Consider the following 22057-nt stretch of genomic DNA (forward strand, 5'->3'; position numbering starts at 1 on the left):
GCGACTATCTGAAGCACAACCCGAGCAACCCGAACTTCGCCGACCGTGACCGCTTCGTGCTGTCCAACGGCCATGGCTCGATGCTGATCTACTCGCTGCTGCACCTGACCGGCTACGACGTCACCATCGATGACCTCAAGTCGTTCCGCCAGCTGCACAGCCGTACTCCGGGCCACCCGGAATTCGGCTACACCCCGGGTGTGGAAACCACCACCGGCCCGCTGGGCCAAGGCCTGGCCAACGCCGTGGGCTTTGCCCTGGCCGAGAAAGTACTGGGCGCCCAGTTCAACCGTGAAGGCCACAACATCGTCGACCACAACACCTATGTGTTCCTGGGCGACGGTTGCATGATGGAAGGCATCTCCCACGAAGTCGCCTCGCTGGCCGGCACCCTGGGCCTGAACAAGCTGGTTGCCTTCTATGACGACAACGGCATCTCCATCGACGGTGAAGTGGAAGGCTGGTTCACCGACGACACGCCGAAGCGTTTCGAGTCCTACAACTGGCTGGTGATCCGCAACGTCAATGGCCATGACGCCGACGAGATCCGTACCGCCATCGAGACCGCCCGCAAGAGCGATCGTCCGACCCTGATCTGCTGCAAAACCATCATCGGTTTCGGCTCGCCGAACAAGCAGGGCAAGGAAGACTGCCACGGCGCTCCGCTGGGCAACGACGAAATCGCCCTGGCCCGCAAGGAACTGAACTGGAACCACGGTCCGTTCGAAGTCCCTGCCGACATCTACGCCGAGTGGGATGCCAAGCAAGCCGGTGCCAAGGCCGAAGCCGAATGGAACACGCGTTTCGACGCCTACGCCGCCGCCTTCCCAGAACTGGCCAGCGAGCTCAAGCGCCGCCTGAGCGGTGAGCTGCCGGCCGACTTCGCGGAAAAAGCCGCTGCCTATATTGCTGAAGTCGCGGCCAAGGGCGAGACCATTGCCAGCCGCAAGGCCAGCCAGAACACCCTGAACGCCTTCGGCCCGCTGCTGCCGGAATTGCTGGGCGGCTCGGCCGACCTGGCCGGTTCCAACCTGACCCTGTGGAAAGGTTGCAAGGGCGTCAGCCATGAAGATGCCAATGGCAACTACATGTACTACGGCGTGCGCGAGTTCGGCATGACCGCCATCATGAACGGCGTTGCCCTGCACGGTGGCCTGGTGCCTTACGGCGCGACCTTCCTGATGTTCATGGAATACGCCCGCAACGCCGTGCGCATGTCTGCACTGATGAAGCAGCGTGTGATCCACGTCTACACCCATGACTCCATTGGTCTGGGCGAAGACGGCCCGACTCACCAGCCGATCGAGCAGCTGGCCAGCCTGCGCAGCACGCCGAACCTGGACACCTGGCGCCCGGCCGACGCGGTGGAATCCGCCGTGTCCTGGAAACACGCCCTGGAGCGCAAGGACGGCCCTTCGGCGCTGATCTTCTCGCGCCAGAACCTGCAGCACCAGGTACGCAGCGATGCACAGATCGCCGACATCGCCCGTGGCGGTTACGTGCTCAAGGACTGCGCTGGCGAGCCTGAGCTGATCCTGATCGCTACCGGTTCCGAAGTGGGCCTGGCCGTTCAGGCCTTCGACAAGCTGACCGAGCAAGGCCGCAAGGTGCGGGTCGTGTCGATGCCGAGCACCAGCGTGTTCGACGCCCAGGACGCAGCCTACAAGCAGTCCGTGCTGCCGCTTGAAGTGGGTGCGCGCATCGCCATCGAAGCCGCCCACGCCGACTTCTGGTACAAGTACGTCGGCCTGGAAGGTCGTATCATTGGCATGACCACCTACGGTGAGTCGGCGCCAGCTTCGGCACTGTTCGAAGAGTTTGGTTTCACCCTGGAGAACATCCTGGGTACTGCCGAAGAGCTGCTGGAAGACTGATGTAACAATGGAGGGCAGTGACGCCCTCCAGGTCGTGCAAGGGGAGGGCTTCGCCCTCCATCGCGACGCAAGGCCGCTCCTACAGGTACCGCGCAACCCCGATGTTGCCGCGGTACCTGTAGGAGCGGCCTTGTGTCGCGATGGGCCGCAACGCGGCCCCAAAAGCCATCATGCGTTAGCGAGCCAACGAATGCCCCACCTGCGTCCCTACAAAGTTGCACTCAACGGTTATGGCCGCATCGGCCGCTGTGTCCTGCGCGCGCTGTTCGAGCGGGGGGCAAAGGCCGGTTTCGAGATCGTCGCGCTGAACGACCTGGCCGACCAGGCCAGCTTGGAATACCTGACCCGCTTCGACTCCACCCACGGGCGTTTCCCCGGCGAGGTGAAGGTCGACGGCGACTGTCTGCATATCAATGGCGACTGCGTGAAGGTGATGCGCAGTGCCACCCCCGAAGGCATCGACTGGGCCGCGCTGGGCATCGACCTGGTGCTGGAGTGCTCCGGTGCCTACAACACCCGTGCCGATGGCCAGCGCTTCCTCGATGCCGGTGCGCCCCGGGTGCTGTTCTCGCAGCCGATGGCCAGCGAGGCCGACGTTGACGCCACGGTGGTCTATGGCATCAACCAGGCCTGCCTGACCGGCAGCGAGCGCCTGGTGTCCAACGCCTCGTGCACCACCAACTGCGGCGTGCCACTGCTGCGGGTGCTGGACCAGGCGTTCGGCATCGAATATGTGCAGATCACCACCATCCACTCGGCCATGAACGACCAGCCGGTGATCGACGCCTACCACCACGAAGACCTGCGCCGCACGCGCTCGGCCTTCCAGTCGGTGATCCCGGTGTCCACTGGTCTGGCGCGTGGCATCGAACGCCTGCTCCCGGAACTTGCCGGGCGAATCCAGGCCAAAGCGGTACGGGTACCGACCGTCAACGTCTCGTGCCTGGACATCACCCTGCAGACCGCCCGCGACACCAGCGCGGCCGAGGTCAACCGGGTGCTGCGCGAGGCCGCGCTGGAAGGCCCGCTGAAAGGCCTGCTGGCCTACACCGAGCTGCCGCACGCCAGCTGTGATTTCAACCATGACCCGCATTCGGCGATCGTCGATGCCAGCCAGACTCGTGTTTCCGGCCCTCGCCTGGTGAACCTGCTGGCCTGGTTCGACAACGAATGGGGTTTTGCCAACCGTATGCTCGACGTTGCAGAACACTTTCTGCACGTCGTCCACCCAACCCGCAACAAACAGCCCTGAAGGACTGCATTCATGACCGTGTTGAAGATGACCGACCTCGACCTGCAAGGTAAGCGCGTACTGATCCGCGAAGACCTCAACGTGCCTGTGAAGGACGGTGTGGTAGCCAGCGACGCGCGTATCCTGGCAGCGCTGCCGACCATCAAGCTGGCCCTGGAGAAGGGCGCGGCGGTAATGGTCTGCTCGCACCTGGGCCGCCCGACTGAAGGCGAATTCTCTGCCGAGAACAGCCTCAAGCCGGTTGCCGACCACCTGAGCAAGGCCCTGGGCCGTGATGTGCCGCTGGTTGCCGACTACCTGGACGGTGTCTCGGTACAGGCCGGTGAGCTGGTGCTGTTCGAGAACGTGCGCTTCAACAAGGGCGAGAAAAAGAACGCCGACGAGCTGGCGCAGAAATACGCCGCCCTGTGCGATGTGTTCGTCATGGACGCTTTCGGCACCGCGCACCGCGCCGAAGGTTCGACCCATGGCGTAGCCAAGTTCGCCAAAGTCGCTGCTGCTGGCCCGCTGCTGGCGGCCGAGCTGGATGCCCTGGGCAAGGCCCTGAAGGCCCCGGCCAAACCGATGGCGGCCATCGTTGCCGGCTCCAAGGTTTCCACCAAGCTGGACGTGCTGAACAGCCTGAGCAGCGTCTGCGACCAGCTGATCGTCGGCGGCGGTATTGCCAACACCTTCCTGGCCGCTGCTGGGCATCCGGTGGGCAAGTCGCTGTACGAGCCGGACCTGGTCGATACTGCAAAAGCCATCGCTGCCAAGGTCAGCGTACCGCTGCCAGTCGACGTGGTGGTCGCCAAGGAATTCGCTGAAACCGCCGAAGCCACCGTCAAGGCCATCGCCGACGTTGCCGCCGACGACATGATCCTGGACATCGGCCCGCAAACCGCAGCCAACTTCGCCGAACTGCTGAAGTCGTCGAAGACCATCCTGTGGAACGGCCCGGTCGGCGTGTTCGAGTTCGACCAGTTCGGCAACGGCACCAAGGTGCTGGCCAAAGCCATTGCCGACAGCGCCGCGTTCTCCATCGCCGGTGGCGGTGACACCCTGGCAGCCATCGACAAATATGGCGTCAGCAAGGAAATCTCCTACATTTCTACCGGGGGTGGTGCCTTCCTCGAATTCGTCGAAGGCAAGGTTCTGCCAGCGGTGGCAATCCTGGAAGAGCGGGCCAAGGCCTGATGACGTCGGCGCTTGGCAAAGGGAGTGGCCTGATGGTCAAGCAGTTGCCTGTGATGATGCTGGCTGGCCTGCTGAGCGCCTGCTCGGGTAGCCCGGCCTCCGATGGCGACCCGGCGCACCCGCCCAAGGGCGGGTGCTACCAGTCCGAGTGGCAGGCCGAAACCGTGCCGGTCATCAGCAAGCGCGTGGGCCCGGAAGGCCTGGAAAAGTACGACGAAGACCACCAGCGCAAGGCGCCAGGCTGCCCTTGAACCCGGCGTTTCGTCGGCTCAGGCAACCAAGCGGCCGCTGTGTGGTCAGCTAGAGGATATGCAATGAAAGCGCTTTTGGCCGTGACGGCCCTGGCGACACTGGCAGGATGCTCACTGCTGCAGCCGGCGCAACCCGCCCCGGCAGACAACTGGACCCGTTGGGTCTGCGACACCCAGGCCGAAGTGCTGTGGCGCTTCGCCGATGCACAACGCGACCAGGTCGACGTGCGCCTTGGCGGCGGTGACCAGGTCTACCGGCTCAAGTCCGAGCCGGGTGCTTCGGGTGCGCTGTACAGCGATGGCATGCTGGCCTTCCACACCAAGGGCGAAGAAGGCCTGGTGTACTGGGTGGCAACCAACGATCTGATTGGGCGGGGCTGCAAGGCACCGTGACTGGCCGGGCCGCGAGGGTGGCCCACACTACTTGAACAGCAACCGCCCCTGCGGCAGGCTTGCACGAAACAAACGACGCTTGTCGGGAGAGAGATACACAATGGCACTCATTAGCATGCGCCAGATGCTGGACCACGCCGCCGAGTTCGGTTACGGCGTACCAGCTTTCAACGTCAACAACCTCGAGCAGATGCGCGCCATCATGGAAGCGGCCGACAAGACCGATTCCCCCGTGATCGTCCAGGCTTCGGCCGGTGCCCGCAAATACGCCGGCGCCCCGTTCCTGCGCCACCTGATCCTGGCTGCCATCGAAGAGTTCCCGCATATCCCGGTGTGCATGCACCAGGACCACGGCACCAGCCCTGACGTCTGCCAACGTTCGATCCAGCTGGGCTTCAGCTCGGTCATGATGGACGGCTCGCTGGGTGAAGACGGCAAGACCCCGACCGACTACGAGTACAACGTCCGCGTTACCCAGCAGACCGTTGCCATGGCGCACGCCTGCGGCGTTTCGGTAGAAGGCGAGCTGGGCTGCCTGGGTTCGCTGGAAACCGGCATGGCCGGTGAAGAAGACGGTATCGGCGCCGAAGGCGTGCTGGACCACAGCCAGATGCTGACCGACCCGGAAGAGGCCGCCGACTTCGTCAAGAAGACCCAGGTCGACGCCCTGGCGATTGCCATCGGTACCAGCCACGGTGCCTACAAGTTCACCAAGCCACCTACCGGTGACGTGCTGGCCATCGACCGCATCAAGGAAATTCACAAGCGCATCCCCAACACCCACCTGGTGATGCACGGTTCGTCCTCGGTACCGCAAGAGTGGCTGGCGATCATCAACCAGTACGGCGGCGACATCAAGGAAACCTACGGTGTACCGGTCGAAGAGATCGTCGAAGGTATCAAGTACGGCGTGCGCAAGGTCAACATCGATACCGACCTGCGTCTGGCCTCTACCGGTGCCATGCGCCGCCTGATGGCGACCAACCCGAGCGAGTTTGACCCGCGCAAGTTCTTCGGTGAAACCGTCAAGGCCATGCGTGACGTGTGCATCGCCCGTTACGAAGCCTTCGGCACCGCTGGCAATGCCTCGAAGATCAAGCCGATCTCCCTGGAAGGCATGTATCAGCGTTACCTGAAAGGTGAGCTGGCCGCCAAGGTCAACTGATCGACAGGCAGCCCTGAAAAACCCGCAGCGATGCGGGTTTTTTTATGGGCAAAGAAAGCCTGCGCATAATTTCGGCAGACCGACCGTTAGTCGGCTACCGTACAGTTGAGCCACTGATAGCGTTCTGATTGCATTGCGCGTTACAGCCTCGGGTCTAGAGTATTGATGGATCCAACCGTATTTTGAAGTCGGTCACATAACAGAGAAGCAGCATGGATGGCGCTCACCCTCAACCACAGCCACTGGATGGCAGCTCGGTTCTTCTGGTAGTAGACGACTACCCCGAGAACCTGATCAGCATGCGGGCCTTGCTGGCCCGGCAGGATTGGCAAGTGTTGACGGCAAGCTCGGGGATGGAAGCCTTGAGTGCGTTGCTTGAACACGAAGTCGACCTGGTGCTGCTGGATGTACAGATGCCGGAAATGGACGGTTTTGAGGTTGCCCGGCTGATGCGCGGCAGCCAACGCACCCGGCTGACCCCGATCATTTTCCTCACCGCCAACGAACAGTCCGAAGCGGCCGTGCTCAAAGGCTACGCCAGCGGCGCCGTGGACTACATGTTCAAACCGTTCGACCCGCAGATTCTCAAACCCAAGGTTCAGGCGCTGCTCGACCAGCAGCGCAACCGTCGCATGCTGCAGCGGCTGAGCCGTGAGCTGGAAGCGGCCAGGGCCTTCAACGCGTCGATCCTGGAAAATGCCGCCGAAGGCATCCTGGTGGTAGATGCCGAAGGCACCATCAGTTTTGCCAACCCGGCCATCTCGCGCTTGCTGTCGTCCCCGGTGCAGCAGCTGCAGGGCGCCCACCTGCTCGACCTGATGCAACTGGCCAGTGCCAGCCTGTGGCGCGAATCGGACTTCTACCAGGCCTATCTGGGGCGCCAGATTTTCCGTGTACACGATGCCCAACTACGCACACAGGGGGGCGAACTGGTGCCGGTGGCGCTGTCCTGCGCACCGTTGCCCGTCGACCAGCAGGCCATGGTGGTGACCGTGCTGGACATGTCGGTGGTGCGCAACCTGCACCAGCAACTGGAGTACCAGGCCATTACCGACCCGCTCACCGGTCTGCTCAACCGTCGCGGTTTCTATCAGGCCGCCGAAGGTGCGCTATTGCGCAACGAGCGCTCGGACAAGGCGCAGGCGTTGATGTACATGGACCTGGACGGCTTCAAGCGTATCAACGACTCGCTTGGTCATGATGCGGGCGACCGGGTGTTGCGCTGGGTGGCCGAGCAGCTCAAGGACTGCCTGGGCAGTGAGGCTTTGCTGGCGCGCATGGGCGGGGATGAGTTCACCGCACTGTTCGACAGCTTGCCTTACCCGGAGCAGGCCGGGCGTTATGCCGAACGGCTGCTCGAGCGTGTTTCCATCAGCCATGAGGTAGACGGGCTCGACGTATGCCTTGGGGTGAGCATCGGCATCGCCACCTACCCGGACTGCGGCGCCAATGTAGAAGGCCTGCTACGCGCAGCCGATGCCGCGATGTACGCGGCCAAGCGGGCCGGCCGCCAGCAATATCGCTTCTACGATCAGGAACTCAATGGCAGGGCGCGCTCGCGGTTGATGCTTGAGGACGGTGTGCGCACGGCCATCGAGCAGCAAGACTTCACCTTGGTGTACCAGCCGCAGGTCTCCTTCAACGATGGCCGTCTGCGAGGGTTCGAAGCCTTGCTGCGCTGGCAGCACCCCAGTGTTGGCGATGTGCCGCCGGGGCTGTTCATCCCGTTGCTGGAGGAGGCGCGGTTGATCAACCGCCTGGCCAGCTGGATCTACCGCCAGGGCGCGGCCCAGCGGCAGGCCTGGTACGAACGCTTTCCGGCAGACCTTGTGCTTGGCATCAGCCTGAGCCGCGCGCAGTTCGTGATGCCAGGCCTGGTCGAAGAGCTGCAGCGGGTCATCCAGCTTTACCAGCTTGTCCCGGCGCAGCTGGAGGTGGAGGTGGCGGAAACCTCGCTGATGTACAACATCGATGCGGCCGTCAAACAGATACACCGCTTGCGCGAGCTTGGCGTGCGGGTGGCCCTGGATGACTTTGGTGCGGGCGACTGTTCGCTGCGCATGCTGCGTGACTTGCCGATCGACACCTTGAAACTCGACCGTCACCTGGTAGCGCGCTTGCCCGACTCGGCAGTGGATGCCGCCCTGGCGCGCAGCGTTATCGGGCTGTGTGCCGACTACAGCATCACGGTGATCGCCGAGGGTGTGGAAACCCCGGCACAGGCGGCCTGGCTCAAAGCCAATGGTTGTGAATACGTTCAGGGTTTCCTGGTGGCTTATCCGATGACTGCCGCGGACGCCAGCGGCTTCCCGGCGATTTTCTCCTGGCCAGGGCCATGATTGGCTAGAATCGGCATTCGTTACGCCGACTACAGCGCCATGACCGTATTACGTTACTTGCAAGCCTACCCGCCGCACCTGCAGCAGCAGGTGCGGCAGATGATCGACAGTGACCGCCTGGGTGAGTACCTGCAGCGCCGCTATCCCGACCGCCATGACGTGCAAAGCGACAAGGCGCTGTACGGCTATGCCCAGGATCTGCGCCAGCAGTACCTGCGCAGCGCGCCGGGCCTGGACAAGGTGCTGTTCGACAGCCGCCTCGACCTGACCCACCGTGCCCTGGGCCTGAACACGGCAGTGTCCCGGGTGCAGGGCGGCAAGCTCAAGGCGAAGAAGGAAATCCGCATTGCTTCCTTGTTCAAGGAGGCCGCGCCACAGTTCTTGCGCATGATCGTGGTGCACGAGCTGGCGCACCTGCGCGAGCGCGATCACAACAAGGCGTTCTACCAGCTCTGTCAGCACATGGAGCCGGACTATCACCAACTGGAATTCGACCTGCGCGTCTACCTGACCTACCGGGAGCTGCCGGGCAACCTCTAAGGAACATGCAGCATGGAAGTGAGCAAGACCAAGAGCAGCTTCTACCGGCGCCTATACGTGGCCTGGCTGATCGACAGCCAGACCGCGACCAGCGTGCCCGCCCTGATGGAGGCCACCGGCATGCCCCGGCGCACAGCCCAGGACACCATCGCCGCCCTGGCCGACCTGGACATCGTCTGCGAGTTCGAGCAGCTGGAAGGCGCACGCAACCACGCCGGGCATTACCGCATCCATGAGTGGGGGGCGATCGACAAGCAGTGGATCATCCGGCACCTGCGGCAGATCCGCGAAGTGCTGGGTTACCCCTGATCAAGCGGGCGGCTGCAGTGCCCTGTGGGAGCGGCCTTGTGTCGCGAAAGGGGGCCGCTCCCACACGGTTAGCTCAACCCTTGCGCATGCCGATATGCGGAATGTCGTCTTCCAGGTATTCCTCGCCCACCACCTCAAACCCATGGCGGGCATAAAACCCCTGCAAATGAGCCTGCGCTGACAGGTATACCGGTACTCCCGGCCAGCAATGTTCTGCCGCTTCCAGGCCTTTGAGCAGCAACGGGTGCCCCAGCTTTTGCCCACGTGCCTCGGGTGCAGTCACCACGCGCCCGATCACCACGTCCCCGCCCTGTGACTGCGGGTCGAGCAGCCGCAGGTAGGCCACTAGCTTGTCTTCCTGCCAGGCCATCAGGTGCAAGGTATCGCCGCTCAGGTCCTGGCCATCGACTTCCTGGTACGCGCAACGCTGCTCGACCACGAACACTTCGGTGCGCAATTGCAAAATGGCATAGAGCTGGTCCTTGCCGAGGTCGGTGTGGTGCTTGCAGAGCCAGTCGATGGACATTGGCGAACTCCTTGAATGGGCTGTCGATCATCGCACGTCATCTGTGCTTCGGCCAAAATAGAGGCTAAATGACACTATTGGCCGCTGCCCTCGGCAACGGCTTTGTGTAATCTCATCGGCAGTGTGCGCCCCCCATTGCGAAAGGACGTGAGCATGCGGCCACTGCTTTGTGTTCTGGGATTACTGGCAATGATGCTGGCAACACCCGCCTCGGGTCACGACAGGCTACGCCTGGTGGCCGACAACTGGCCACCGTTCACCGATGCCAACATGGCGGGTGGCGGCCTGGCGACCAGCATCGTCACCACGGCATTGGCCCGTGCCGGCTACGCCAGCGGCTATGAAGAAGTGCCGTGGGCGCGGGCGTTGCTGGGGGTTGGTGAAGGGCGCTACGACGTGCTGATCAATGCCTGGTACAACGACTCACGCGCCAACATCGGGCAATTTTCCAAAGCCTATCTGAGTAACCGCATTCGCCTGCTGCAGCGCAAGGGCGAAGCGTTCCACTACAAGCACCAGTCTGACTTGTACCCCTACAGCATCGCCGTGGTGCGTGATTACGCCTACTCACCAGAATTCGACGGCGATACTCGCCTGCACAAGGTGCCGGTGCGCAACTTCTCTTCCGCAGTGCGCATGCTGGCGGCAGGGCGGGTGAACCTGGCGGTTGAGGACGAGTACGTGGCGCGTTACAACCTGCAGCGCGAGCCGCAGGACGTGCGTGATGGGGTGATGCTGGTGGAGCCGCCGTTGGGGGAAAACACCCTGCACATCCTGGTCAGCCTGAAGCACCCGGAGCATCAGCGAATCGTCGAGCGTTTCGAGCAGGCGATTGCGGCGATGAAGGCCGATGGCAGCTATGCCCGGCTGCTGCGCCAACATGGCTTTTGACTTCTGAGGCCCGCACCGGCTTATCGAGCAAAATCAGGCCGGCGCATCTTCCTTGATCAGGTGCGCCGCCAAGGTCCTCAATGGCCCCAACTGCCGGCAGATCAATGCCAACTGCGTCTGCACCAGCCGCTGATGCTCATCCAGTTCTTCCGGCATTTGCTCCAGGGCATTGGCCAGTGCTTCTTCGGCATCACTGTGAATCGCGATCGGCAGCCGCGCCGCCAAGCCGTTGGCGATCTCGTCCAGGCTGCTGGCCAGGCTTTGCCCGGCACCTTCGATCAACTGCTCCTGCACCTGCGCCGGCAACGCCGTGTCGCGGTGCGCGCCCAGCCCCGAGAGGTAGCTGAGCAAGGTGTGCGACAGCACCAGGAAGCGGAAGCCAACGTCGGCCTCCTTACGGAAATGTCCCGGCTCCATCAGCATGTTGGCCAAGGTGGTGGACAGTGCCGCGTCGGCGTTGTGAGCATTGCGCCGGGCCAGGCGGTAAGCCAGGTCGTCACGCTTGCCATGGGCATATTGCTGCATGATCTGGCGCAGGTACACGCTGGCGCAGGCCAGGGTACTGGCCAGCGCCTTGTTCAACCGCCGCCCTTGCCAGTCAGGCAAGAACAGGAACACCGCAAGGATGGCGATCAGGCTGCCCACCAGGGTATCGAACAGGCGTGGCAGGAACAGGCCGTAGCCATCGCCGATCTGGTTGAAGCAGAACAGCACCATCAAGGTGATCGCGGCCGTGGCCAAGGTGTAGCGGGTGGTGCGGTTGACGAAGAACACCACCCCGGCGACCACGGCGAACAGCGACTGGATGACCGGGTTGGGGAACAGGTCGAACAAGGCCCAGCCCACCGTCAGGCCGACAGCGGTACCGAAGATGCGCTGCACCAGCTTGCGCCGGGTTGCACCGTAGTTGGGCTGGCACACGAACAGCGTGGTGAGGATGATCCAGTAGCCCTGGGTCGGGTGAATCAGGTGCACCATGCCGTAGCCGATCGACAGCGCCAGCGGCAGGCGCAAGGCGTGGCGGAACAGCAACGAGGTCGGTGTGAGCTGGGTGCGCAGGCGCGTCCACACATCCTTCAGCGAGCGTGGCGAGCGGTCGAGCAGGCTGCTGTCGCTGGCGTCGGCCAGGCTGTCAGGGTTGCTGGCGGCACTGAGCTGGCGGTCCAGCGTTGCCAGGTTGGCGGCCAGCGCCCGCAGCGAGCGCAACAGGCCACGCCAGGCCGGGTTGCTCTGGATACGCAGGTGCTCAAGTGAAGCGTTGAGGTCCTCGAGGGCTTCGGGATAACCGCTTGCCAGCACGAATGGCTGGCGCAGGCGGATCGAGCGGGCCAGCTCCTGGCAGGATGAACCCTGCTTACGCAGCAGGCGCTGGCAGCGGAACATCACGTCACTGTGGAAAAACGCCTCGGTCAGTGCGTTGTAGGGGTAGTGCGAGGCACTGACCCGTTCGTGAATGTCCTGGGCCAGGAAGTACAGCTTGAGGTAACGGCTGACCTTCGAGTTCGGTTGGCTGTTGCCCACCCGGTGCAGGATGATTTCCTTGGCTGCGTTCAGCGCGGCCACCACCTTGCCATTCTGTTGGGCCAGCTCCAGGCGCCGGGCCTCGACGTCGAGGGTGCGGATCGGTTCGAACAGGCTGGCCTTCAGCTTGAGGTAGCTGCCCAGTTCGTAGAACAGCTTGGCCAGGCTCTGCTGCACCGGCTGGTTGGAAAACAGCGCCTGCCAAAGTACTGAAAGCAGCCCGTACCAGGCCGCACCCGCCACCAGCAGCAGCGGCTCGTGCCAGAAGTCCGTCACTTGGCCGCCGCGCTGGTCCACACCGATCATGGTGTAAACCGCCGTGATCAGTGTCGCCGAGGCAATCGCACCATAGCGCTCGCCCAAGGCGCCAAGCATGGTCAGGCCAAACGCCGCCAGGGCCAGGGCGATGGCAAAGACCCAGGGGTAGGGGAACAGTAGTTCGACCGCCAGCGCAGCGATGGCGAAACACACCAGGGTAACGGCCAAGGCGCTAAGGCGGCCTTGCCAGCTGTCGTCGGTTTCGGCCAGGGCGCTGGCGATGATGCCGAGGAACAGCGGAATCAGCAGGGCCATCTCGTTCTGGTACCAGCACAGGGCCAGGCTGCCGGTGAGGGCGATGGTGACCCGGATGCTATAGCTGAACTTGTCTTGGCCCCACAGGCGACGCAGTGACTGACGGAACGAGCTCGATGACATGATGGCCTGCTAGGCAGTGAGCGAAGAATGCAGTGCAGCACGGGCCAGCAAGAAGCGTTCCGTGCTGCTGAATGGATTCTACTCTACACGAACTGCGCTGCGGCGTTGGCCGATGCCCAGGCCCACTGGAAGTTGAAACCGCCCAGGTGGCCGGTGACGTCCAGCACTTCGCCGATGAAGTACAGCCCAGGGCTTTTCAGCGACTCCATGGTCTTGGACGACACTTCGCGGGTATCGACGCCGCCCAAGGTCACTTCGGCGGTGCGATAGCCTTCGGTGCCGGCCGGCACCACTTGCCAGTTCGCCAGCTTTTCGGCAATTTGCGCCAGCTCCGCAGGGGTGTACTGCTTCATCGGCTTGGACTCGAACCACTGCTCGGCCAGCAGGTTGGCCAGCTTGCGGGTGAACACTTCGCCCAGCACGGTCTTCAGTTCGGCGTTGGCGCGTTCGGCCTGCATCTGTTGCAGCCAGGTCAGCGCATCGCGGTCGGGCAGCAGGTTGATCTCGACCGTGTCGCCGGCTTCCCAGAACGACGAGATCTGCAGGATTGCCGGGCCGCTCAGGCCGCGGTGGGTGAACAGCAGGTTCTCGCGGAAGCTGGTGCCATTGCAGCTGGCGGTGCAATCCAGCGAGGTGCCGGACAACTCGGTGCACAGTGCCTTGAGTTGGGGCTCGGTGATGGTGAACGGCACCAGGCCGGCGCGGGTCGGCAGCAGCGCGTGGCCAAACTGGCGCGCCACTTGGTAGCCGAAGCCTGTGGCGCCCAGGGTCGGAATCGACAGCCCGCCAGTGGCGATCACCAGCGACTGGCAGGCGAACTGGCCGCCGCTGGTCTGCAGCAGGTAGCCGTCTTCGGTCTTCTCGATCTGTTCGATGCTGGTATGCATGCGGATCTCGGCGCCGGCCTCATCGCATTCGGCCAGCAGCATGTCGAGGATGTCGCTGGCCTTGTTGTCGCAGAACAGCTGGCCAAGTTTCTTCTCGTGGTACGCCACGCCGTGTTTGCACACCAGCTCGATGAAGTCCCACTGGGTGTAGCGGGCCAGGGCCGACTTGCAGAAGTGCGCATTCTGCGACAGGAAGTTGGCTGGCTCGGTGTACATGTTGGTGAAGTTGCAGCGCCCGCCGCCGGACATGAGGATCTTCTTGCCTGGCTTGTTGGCGTGGTCGAGCAGCAGTACCCGGCGGCCACGGCGGGCGCTGAGCTGGGCGCACATCAGGCCGGCGGCGCCGGCGCCGAGGATGATCACGTCGGTGGAGTGCACGGTATAAACCTATCTGGATTCGTAATGGCTACGCCGAACCTGTGGGAGCGGGTTTACCCGCGAATAGGGCGGTGCACGCACCATCGAATTCGCGGGTAAACCCGCTCCCACAGGGACCTTGCCTGGCTTTAGATAATGCGGACTTTCAGGGCGCGACCCTTGATCTTGCCGCTGTTCAGCCGCTGCATGGCCTGTTTGGCCAACGCCCGCTCCACGGCCACGAACGCCTGGAAGTCGAAGATGGCGATCTTGCCCACCTGCTTGCCTGGGATCCCGGCATCACCGGTCAGCGCACCGAGAATGTCGCCAGGGCGCAGCTTGTCCTTGCGGCCAGCGGCAATGCACAGCGTGGTCATCACCGGCAGCAGTGGTTCGCCGCCCTTGTTCTTCAGGCTGTCCAGCGAGTCCCAGCGCAGTGGGCTTTTCTGCAGGTCTTCGATGGCCTGGGCACGGTGGCCTTCGGCCGGTGCCACCAGGCTGACCGCGATCCCCTTCTCGCCGGCACGGCCAGTACGGCCCACGCGGTGCACGTGGATTTCCGCATCACGTGCCAGTTCCACGTTGATGACCATGTCCAGGCCATCGATGTCCAGGCCACGCGCGGCCACGTCAGTCGCCACCAGCACCGAGCTGCTGCGGTTGGCGAACATGGTCAGCACCTGGTCGCGGTCACGTTGCTCCAGGTCGCCGTGCAGGGCCTGGGCGACGATGCCCTTGGCGGTCAGGTGGGCAACCACATCCTCGCACTGCTGCTTGGTGAAGCAGAACGCCACGCAGGACTGCGGGCGGTAGTGGCCGAGCACGCGGGTGACGGCCTCCAGGCGGTGCTGCGGGTCGATCTCGATGAAGCGCTGCTCGATCTGGTTGTCGGTGTGCAGGCTCTCGACCTTGACTTGCTGCGGGTTGCGCATGAAGTCGGCGGCCAGCTGCTTGATGCCAGCCGGGTAAGTGGCCGAGAACAGCAGGGTCTGGCGGCGCGCCGGGGTCTTGCCGATGATGCTGGCGATGGCATCGAAGAAGCCCATGTCGAGCATGCGGTCGGCTTCGTCGAGTACCAGGGTGTTGAGGCCATCGAGCACCAGGGTGCCTTTGTCCAGGTGTTGCTGGATGCGCCCTGGGGTGCCGACGATGATGTGCGCACCGTGCTCCAGCGAAGCGATTTGCGGGCCCAGCGAAACGCCGCCGCACAGGGTGAGGATCTTGATGTTGTCCTCGGCGCGGGCCAGGCGGCGCAGTTCCTTGGCCACCTGGTCGGCAAGCTCGCGGGTAGGGCACAGCACCAGTGCCTGGCAGCCGAAGTAGCGCGGGTTGATCGGGTTGAGCAGGCCGATGCCGAAGGCGGCGGTCTTGCCACTGCCGGTCTTGGCCTGGGCGATCAGGTCCTGGCCTTTGAGGATGACTGGCAGGCTCTGGGCCTGGATCGGCGTCATCGAGGCATAGCCGAGGGCGTCCAGGTTCGCCAGCATGGCGGTGGACAACGGCAGAGTGGCAAAGGCGGTGGATTCGGTGGTCACGAGGCGGGCCTGCGTTGCGAAGCGAAAAATGCCGCACAGTCTACCAGCCTCGTGGCCATTCGCCCTATGGTTCCATGTGTTGTTCCGGACGACGGGCACGCCTTCCGTCCGTCGGCGCCAGTTGCAGGAAGATCGCCGCCGCCAGCATGGCCATGATGCCGATGGTGACGAAGGTCAGCTGGAAGGCGCCCAGGGTGCTTTCCACGCCCTCGGCACTGCCCGCTGCGGTAAAGCCGCCGAGCAGTGCGCCGGCGCAGGCCACGCCCAGGCTCAGCGCCAGTTGCGCGACCACCGACAGCAGGCTGTTGCCGCTGCTGGCGCTGGCGTCGTCCAGGTCGATCAGGGTTACCGTGTTCATGGCCGTGAACTGCATGGAGTTGACCGCGCCCAGCAGGCCCAGCTGGATCAACAGCACGGCGTAGGGCGTTTGCTCGTCGACCAGGCCGAGGCTGGCCAGCAGCAGGCCCAGCAGCAACGTGTTGCCGGTGAGGATGATGCGGTAGCCGAACCGCTCGATCAGCGGCCTGGCGATGGACTTGGCAAGCATGGCCGCCGCCGCCAGCGGGATCATGCTCATGCCAGCCTGCGCCGGAGAGTAGCCCAGCGCCACCTGCAACAGTAATGGCACCAGGAAGGGCAGGGCGCCGCTGCCCAGGCGGGCGAACAGGTTGCCGAGGATGCCGATGGCGAAGGTACGCACGCGGAACAGGCTGGGCGAGAACAGTGGCTCCGGGTCGCGCCCGGCGCGCAGCCAGTAGGCGGCAAGGCAGGCCATACCGGCGAACAGCAGCAACATGACCCGCAAGTGCGGCAGGTGCAACTCGCCCAGGCCTTCCATGGCGATGGTGATCAGCACCATCGCCGCGCCGAACAACAGGAAGCCGGGGCCGTCGAACGAGGTTCGCTCGGCCCCGCGCAGGTCCGGGATGAACTTCCATACTGCAATGCAGCCGATCAGGCCAACCGGCAGGTTGAGCAGGAAGATCCAGTGCCAGCTGAGGATTTCCACCAGCCAGCCACCGACCGTGGGGCCCAGCAATGGCCCCAGCAGGCCGGGGATGGTGATGAAGCTCATGATCCGCACCAGTTCGCTGCGCGGGTAAGCACGCAGCACCACCAGCCGCCCAACCGGCAGCATCAGCGCACCGCCCAGTCCCTGCACGACGCGGGCGAAGATCAGGAAGCCCAGGCTGTTGGCGGCGGCGCACAGCAGCGAACCGAAGCTGAACAGCAGGATGGCGCTGAAGAAGATGCGTTTGGTGCCAAAGCGGTCGGCGATCCAGCCCGAAGCAGGGATCAGCAGGGCCACGGTGAGCATGTAGGCGATGATCACGCCCTGCATGCGCAGCGGGTCTTCGGCCAGCGAGCGGGCCATGGCCGGCAGCGCGGTGTTGAGGATGGTGCCGTCCAGGGACTGCATGAAGAAGGCGATGGCCACCACCCAGGGGATCCAGCGGGCGGTGACGGGGTCCAGCGGGGTGCGTTCGGGCATGACTTCCTCGTTTGTCAGTGCCGGCCTCTTCGCGGGCAAGCCCGCTCCTACAAGGATTGTGCGTTCCCTGTAGGAGCGGGCTTGCCCGCGAAGAGGCCGCTAATGCCTATCACAATGTCAGGGTCAGGCCTTTGACCAGTGCCCCCGGCAAATGACTCGACCCGGTACTGCGCTGTCCATAGGTACTGGTCGACAGGATCATTTCGCGCGCCTGGGTCAGGTCCTCCAGCTGGCTGCCGAGCAGGCTGTACAGGCTGTCATCGAAACGCATGGTACTTACCGGCCCCTGGATCTGCCCGTTTTCCACCCAGAAAGTGGCGAATCGGGTCAAACCGGTCATCCGCGCTGCCGGAAGGTCAGAGTAGTTCAGGTACCACAGGTTACTGATGTACAGCCCAGTACCCAGTCGCTCAAGGACCTGCTCGCTGGCCAGGTTACCCGGTGCCAGGCTGAGCGCACAGGGCGACTCGTAGCTGTCGGCGCCATTGGCCAGCAGCTCGAACTCGGCCGCACTGCGCGCACTGATCAATCGCTGCTGGGCCTGGCCCTGCTGGATCAACGGCACATCCAGGCGCGGCGCACCTTCGTCGGAAAACGCCGGGCTTAGCGACCCGCTGACCTGCTCGGTGAAACTCACCAGCGGGCTCAGCCGTGCATCGCCGTTGTACAAGCGCTGCAGGGCGCTGTTGCCAGTGGCCAGGGCCTGCGCGGAAAAACCGCCCCAGCAGAGCATGCCGGCGATCTCGTCCATGGCTGCCGGGGCCAGGTAGGCGCGGTAGCTTCCCGGTTTGAGGGTGATCGCCGGGCGACCGAGGAAGCCCAGTTGTTCACGTGCCTGGCGCAGGCGTGCGATGAAGTCGTCTGCGCTCCACAGCTGGCCGGCATAGTTGGCCTTCACCGCCTGCCCGTTTTCGTGGAACAGGCTCCAGTCGAAGTTGAAACTGTTGGCCTGGTGCCAGCCAAAGGCCCCGAACGAACTGGCAAAGCCTCGGCAGATAAGGCCTGCGGCGTAGATGCCGACCAGGTCCAGGTCACCTGCCTCGCTGTCGAGCAAGGCCAGCACTTGGTCCAGCTCGGGCAGTGGTTGCGCCTGCAGGCTGTGGCTGTGCCAGGCGCTTTCGTCCAGGCGCAGGTAGGGGTCGAGGGCCAACAGCGGCAGGGTCTGGCGCAATTGCGCCAAAGCATCGGCCAGGCGCTGGCGGTCCAGCTGCACGTCGCCACTCAAGGTCACTTGCTGTTCCGCCTGGCGGCCATCGCGCACCAGCCGCAGTTGAGCGCTGGCCTGGCTCACTTCGCCGGCCTGGCGCACCTTGGCGTGGTTGAAACGCACGAATTGCGACTGTTCGGCGCTGTAGCCGAGGGTGAACTGTTCGCCTGCTTGCAGGGCGGCGCGCACATCCCCGACCAGGGTTTCGAAAGCATGTTGCATCAGGCGTCTCCTCCGAATACGTCGATCTGGCGGAACACGCAGGCCGGCGAGGCATGGCCAACCCGCACCACCTGGTTGGGTTCACCCTTGCCGCAGTTGGGCGTGCCCAGTACCTGGAAGGTGCTGCGGTCGCCGACGGCCGACAGGTTGAGCCAGAACTGCGCGGAGATGCCACGGTAGTTGGGATTCTTGACGATGCCCTTCAGCTCGCCATTTTTGATCAGTTGACCCCATTCGCAGCCGAACTGGAACTTGTTGCGCGCATCGTCAATGGACCAGGAACGGTTGGTACGCATCAGGATTCCGTGCTCGATGCCCTGGATCAGCTGATGCAGGCTCTGGTCGCCCGGTTCGATGTTGAGGTTGGCCATGCGGTCGATCGGGGCACGGTTCCAGCCACAGGCGCGGCTGTTGGCCACGCCGTCCAGGCCGGAACGGAACTGCGACAGCGCGCCGCCCAGTGGGCGCAGTAGCAGGCCGTCGCGGATCAGGAACTGCTTGCTGGCCGGGGTGCCGTCATCATCAAAGCTGTAGCTGGCCAGCTCTTCGCCGATGGTCGGGTCGAAGGTCACGTTCAATAGGCTGGAACCGTACTGCAGGTGGCCGAAGTCGCTGGCTTTGACGAAGCTGGTGCCGGCGTAGTTGCGCTCGTCGCCGAGGATGCGGTCCATCTCCAGCGGGTGGCCGATGGACTCGTGGATCTGCAGCATCATCTGGTCCGGCATCAGCAGCAGGTCGCGCGGGCCGCTTGGGGTGTTGGGGGCCATCAGCAGTTGCAGTGCCTCGTCGGCGACCTGCCGCGCGGCGCCGACCAGTCCGCAGCGCTCGATGATCTCGAAACCGCCCTGTTGGCCGAAGTTGTCGCGGCCCAGGCTGCGGCTTTGGCTATCCTGGCCGTCGCTGGCGGTCACACCCAGGCCTGGGAACAGGAAACGCTGGGCATGGCGTAGCTCGGCGCCGGCCGAGTTCAGGTAGGTTTGCTCGACCAGGCTCAGGCCCAGGCTGGCCTGCCAGTCCACCAGGCGGCTGTCCTTTGGCACGCTGGCCGATTCGGCAGCCAGCAGGCCGAGGCAGTCGGCGAGGCTAGGCACGGGCTGGTCGAAATGGGGTGAGAGGTGGTCGTGACGAGCGCTGGTCACTGGCTGCTCGCGCAGGTCCAGCAGGCTGTGCGGAGCGATCTGCCGGGCCAGTGCCTCGGCTTGCTCCAGTGCGCGTTGCAGGCCCGCCTGGGACATGTCGGCGGTGGCCGCATAGGCCTCCACGCCGTTGACCCGCACGGTGAGCATGGCGCCTTCGTCCTGGCTGAAGAACGGTGGTTCGGCAACGTTGCGCCGAACCGACAGCGCCTGGTGCGACTGTTTCACATGGCGCAGGGAAAACAACTCGGCCGTACTGCGCAGCGCGGCGAAGCGCTGGCGCAGCAGGGCGCTGGAATCGAACATGCAAAAGCCTCCGTGTACACGGTGGCTCCCCCTAGAACCACCCGTCTTGCATGGCGAGGCAGGTATCGTCGCGCGCCTCTAGCAATGCCAGCTCATTATGGCAGCCCGGTACTTCCCAGGTCAGGAAATAACGTGCGGCCTGGAGCTTGCCGAGGTAGAAGTCGCGGTCGGCAGCGTTGCCCTTGAGCAAACCAAGCTCGGCGTGAATCGCCTGCTCCAGCCAGCGCCAGCCGATCACGCAATGGCCGAAAGCCTTGAGGTACAGGGCTGAGTTGGCCAGGGTGCCAGCGACTTTGCCTTGTGCCAGGTCGCCGAGCAGGGCCAGCGTTACGCTTTGCAGGCGGTTGACCAGTTGTTCCAGTGGCTGGCGCAGTGGGTCGAGGTTGGGGTGGTGGCTGGCGCGCTCGCCGGTGTTGGCGATCAGGCGGATGAGTTGTTTGAGCCCGGCGCCATTGTTTTGCGCCAGCTTGCGGCCAAGCAAGTCGAGCGACTGAATACCCTCGGTGCCTTCGTGAATCGGGTTCAGGCGGTTGTCGCGGTAATACTGTTCCACCGGATATTCGCGGGTGTAGCCGTGGCCGCCGAGAATCTGGATCGCCAGTTCGTTGGCCTTGAGGCAGAACGTCGACGGCCACGACTTGACGATCGGAGTCAGCAGGTCGAGCAGTTCCTGAGTCTGCTGGCGGGTGCTTTCTTCGCTGGCGGTGTGGGTATCGTCGAATAGACGGGCGGCATACAGGCCCAGGTCAAAGGCACCTTCCACGTAAGCCTTCTGGGCCAGCAGCATGCGCTTTACATCGCTATGTTCGATGATCGGCACCGCTTGGCTGTGTGGGTCTTTGTTGTCCGGTAGCCGGCCCTGCGGACGCTGTCGGGCGTATTCCAACGAGTAAAGGTAGCCGGCGTAACCTAGCATCACTGCACCCATGCCGACGCCGATACGCGCCTCGTTCATCATCTGGAACATGCAGGCCAGGCCCTGGTGTGGCTGGCCGACCAGGTAGCCGACGCACTGGCCGTTGTCGCCGAAGTTCAGCGCGGTGGAGGTAGTGCCGCGCCAGCCCATCTTGTGGAACAACCCGGCCAGCAGCACGTCATTGCGCGAGCCACGGCTGCCGTCCGGGCTCACCAGATATTTCGGCACGATGAACAGCGAGATGCCCTTCACCCCGGGCGGGGCGTCCGGCAGCTTGGCCAGCACCATGTGCACGATGTTTTCCGACAGTTCGTGGTCGCCACCGGAGATGAAGATCTTGTTGCCTTTGAGCCGGTAGCTGCCGTCGGGTGCAGGTTCGGCGCGGGTGCGGATGTCGGCCAGAGACGAGCCGGCGTGGGGCTCGGTCAGCGCCATGGTACCGAAGTAGCGGCCCTCGATCATCGGTTGCAGGAACAGGCGCTTCTGTTCCTCTGTGCCGAAACTCTCGATCAGGTTGGCTGCGCCCATGGTCAGGAATGGGTAGGCCGTGGTGCCGGCGTTGGCGGCCTGGAAGTGGGCGAAGCAGGCCTGCGACACCAGGCTGGGCAGCTGCATGCCACCCACCTCGAAGTCCCGGTTGGTGTTGAGAAAGCCGGCTTCGAGGAAGGCGTCGACGGCAGGCTTCACCTCGGTGATCAGCTCCGCGCGACCATCCACGTAGCGCGGCTCGTTCTCGTCGGCCTTGCGGTTGTGCGGGGCGAAGTACTTTTCGGCGATGGTGCGGGCGGTGGTCAGTGCCGCGTCGAAGGTTTCACGGCTGTGCTCGGCGAAACGCGGGCGCTGGGTGAGGGCTTCGGCGTCGAGTACTTCGTAGAGCTCGAAGGCCAGGTTACGAGGGCTGAGCAGGGTCTCGGGCATGGGTGCGGTCCTGAGGCGGGATGCTGCGAGTGTAGGGAACCGGGTGGTGTGGGGGGAGGTTAATAGGTTTGGGTGATATGGGTTTAGAACGGGTGGGGCATACAGGTGCTTGCCTTGATGGTTTCTGCGCCTGTGAGACCGAGCGCCG

Annotated in this window: 18 protein-coding genes; 10 read left to right on the forward strand and 8 right to left on the reverse strand. The window is 63.9% G+C overall.

Going from position 1 to position 22057, the window contains the following annotated elements:
• The 9 genes from tkt to APH42_RS23895 form a co-directional block, all read left to right on the forward strand.
• Window positions 1–1874: transketolase (tkt, locus tag APH42_RS23855; protein WP_060494358.1), on the forward strand; the 1874-nt coding region annotated here is incomplete at its 5' end.
• A 190-nt stretch (window positions 1875–2064) separates the two neighbouring features.
• Window positions 2065–3126, forward strand: coding sequence for an erythrose-4-phosphate dehydrogenase (epd, locus tag APH42_RS23860; protein WP_012274524.1), 1062 nt, complete (start codon window positions 2065–2067; stop codon window positions 3124–3126).
• Window positions 3127–3138: 12 nt separating this feature from the next.
• Complete coding sequence (locus tag APH42_RS23865; RefSeq protein WP_060494359.1) at window positions 3139–4302, forward strand: phosphoglycerate kinase; 1164 nt, start codon at window positions 3139–3141, stop codon at window positions 4300–4302.
• Window positions 4302–4553 (forward strand): hypothetical protein, encoded by a 252-nt coding sequence (locus APH42_RS23870; RefSeq protein ID WP_016489511.1) that lies wholly within the window; start codon window positions 4302–4304, stop codon window positions 4551–4553. The genes APH42_RS23865 and APH42_RS23870 overlap by 1 nt, the downstream gene beginning before the upstream one ends.
• A gap of 63 nt (window positions 4554–4616) precedes the next feature.
• Window positions 4617–4946, forward strand: a complete 330-nt coding sequence (locus APH42_RS23875) for an MliC family protein (protein WP_012274521.1) — start codon at window positions 4617–4619, stop codon at window positions 4944–4946.
• A 100-nt stretch (window positions 4947–5046) separates the two neighbouring features.
• Entirely contained in the window at window positions 5047–6111 is a 1065-nt protein-coding gene (fba, locus tag APH42_RS23880) for a class II fructose-bisphosphate aldolase (protein ID WP_012274520.1), read from the forward strand.
• Window positions 6112–6323: 212 nt separating this feature from the next.
• Window positions 6324–8450, forward strand: coding sequence for a bifunctional diguanylate cyclase/phosphodiesterase (locus APH42_RS23885; RefSeq protein ID WP_060494360.1), 2127 nt, complete (start codon window positions 6324–6326; stop codon window positions 8448–8450).
• Window positions 8451–8489: 39 nt separating this feature from the next.
• Complete coding sequence (locus APH42_RS23890) at window positions 8490–8990, forward strand: M48 family metallopeptidase (protein WP_041166610.1); 501 nt, start codon at window positions 8490–8492, stop codon at window positions 8988–8990.
• 12 nt (window positions 8991–9002) lie between these two features.
• Entirely contained in the window at window positions 9003–9299 is a 297-nt protein-coding gene (locus APH42_RS23895) for a helix-turn-helix domain-containing protein (protein WP_012274517.1), read from the forward strand.
• 73 nt (window positions 9300–9372) lie between these two features.
• Here APH42_RS23895 and APH42_RS23900 read toward each other — a convergent pair whose 3' ends face one another.
• Window positions 9373–9825 (reverse strand): GNAT family N-acetyltransferase, encoded by a 453-nt coding sequence (locus tag APH42_RS23900; protein ID WP_060494361.1) that lies wholly within the window; start codon window positions 9823–9825, stop codon window positions 9373–9375.
• Window positions 9826–9978: 153 nt separating this feature from the next.
• Here APH42_RS23900 and APH42_RS23905 point away from each other — a divergent pair, with 153 nt between their 5' ends.
• Window positions 9979–10716 (forward strand): ABC transporter substrate-binding protein, encoded by a 738-nt coding sequence (locus tag APH42_RS23905; protein WP_060494362.1) that lies wholly within the window; start codon window positions 9979–9981, stop codon window positions 10714–10716.
• 33 nt (window positions 10717–10749) lie between these two features.
• Here APH42_RS23905 and yccS read toward each other — a convergent pair whose 3' ends face one another.
• From yccS to APH42_RS23940, 7 genes are all read right to left on the reverse strand, one after another.
• Window positions 10750–12933 (reverse strand): YccS family putative transporter, encoded by a 2184-nt coding sequence (gene yccS / locus APH42_RS23910; protein ID WP_060494363.1) that lies wholly within the window; start codon window positions 12931–12933, stop codon window positions 10750–10752.
• A gap of 83 nt (window positions 12934–13016) precedes the next feature.
• A complete protein-coding gene (locus APH42_RS23915; protein ID WP_060494364.1) occupies window positions 13017–14198 on the reverse strand; it encodes an NAD(P)/FAD-dependent oxidoreductase in 1182 nt (393 codons plus the stop codon).
• Window positions 14199–14326: 128 nt separating this feature from the next.
• Window positions 14327–15664 (reverse strand): ATP-dependent RNA helicase DbpA, encoded by a 1338-nt coding sequence (gene dbpA / locus APH42_RS23920; protein ID WP_238045876.1) that lies wholly within the window; start codon window positions 15662–15664, stop codon window positions 14327–14329.
• Between the two features lie 112 nt (window positions 15665–15776).
• Entirely contained in the window at window positions 15777–17204 is a 1428-nt protein-coding gene (mdtD, locus tag APH42_RS23925; RefSeq protein WP_060494365.1) for a multidrug transporter subunit MdtD, read from the reverse strand.
• A 109-nt stretch (window positions 17205–17313) separates the two neighbouring features.
• Entirely contained in the window at window positions 17314–18633 is a 1320-nt protein-coding gene (locus APH42_RS23930; protein WP_060494366.1) for a TldD/PmbA family protein, read from the reverse strand.
• On the reverse strand, window positions 18633–20075 hold the full coding sequence (locus tag APH42_RS23935; protein WP_060494367.1) for a TldD/PmbA family protein: 1443 nt from the start codon (window positions 20073–20075) through the stop codon (window positions 18633–18635). Before APH42_RS23935 ends, APH42_RS23930 begins: the two co-directional genes overlap by 1 nt.
• Window positions 20076–20106: 31 nt before the next feature.
• Window positions 20107–21909, reverse strand: coding sequence for an acyl-CoA dehydrogenase (locus APH42_RS23940; protein WP_060494368.1), 1803 nt, complete (start codon window positions 21907–21909; stop codon window positions 20107–20109).
• Window positions 21910–22057: the final 148 nt, after the last annotated feature.

Source organism: Pseudomonas sp. NBRC 111140, from assembly GCF_001320885.1.
Lineage (GTDB): Bacteria > Pseudomonadota > Gammaproteobacteria > Pseudomonadales > Pseudomonadaceae > Aquipseudomonas > Aquipseudomonas putida_P.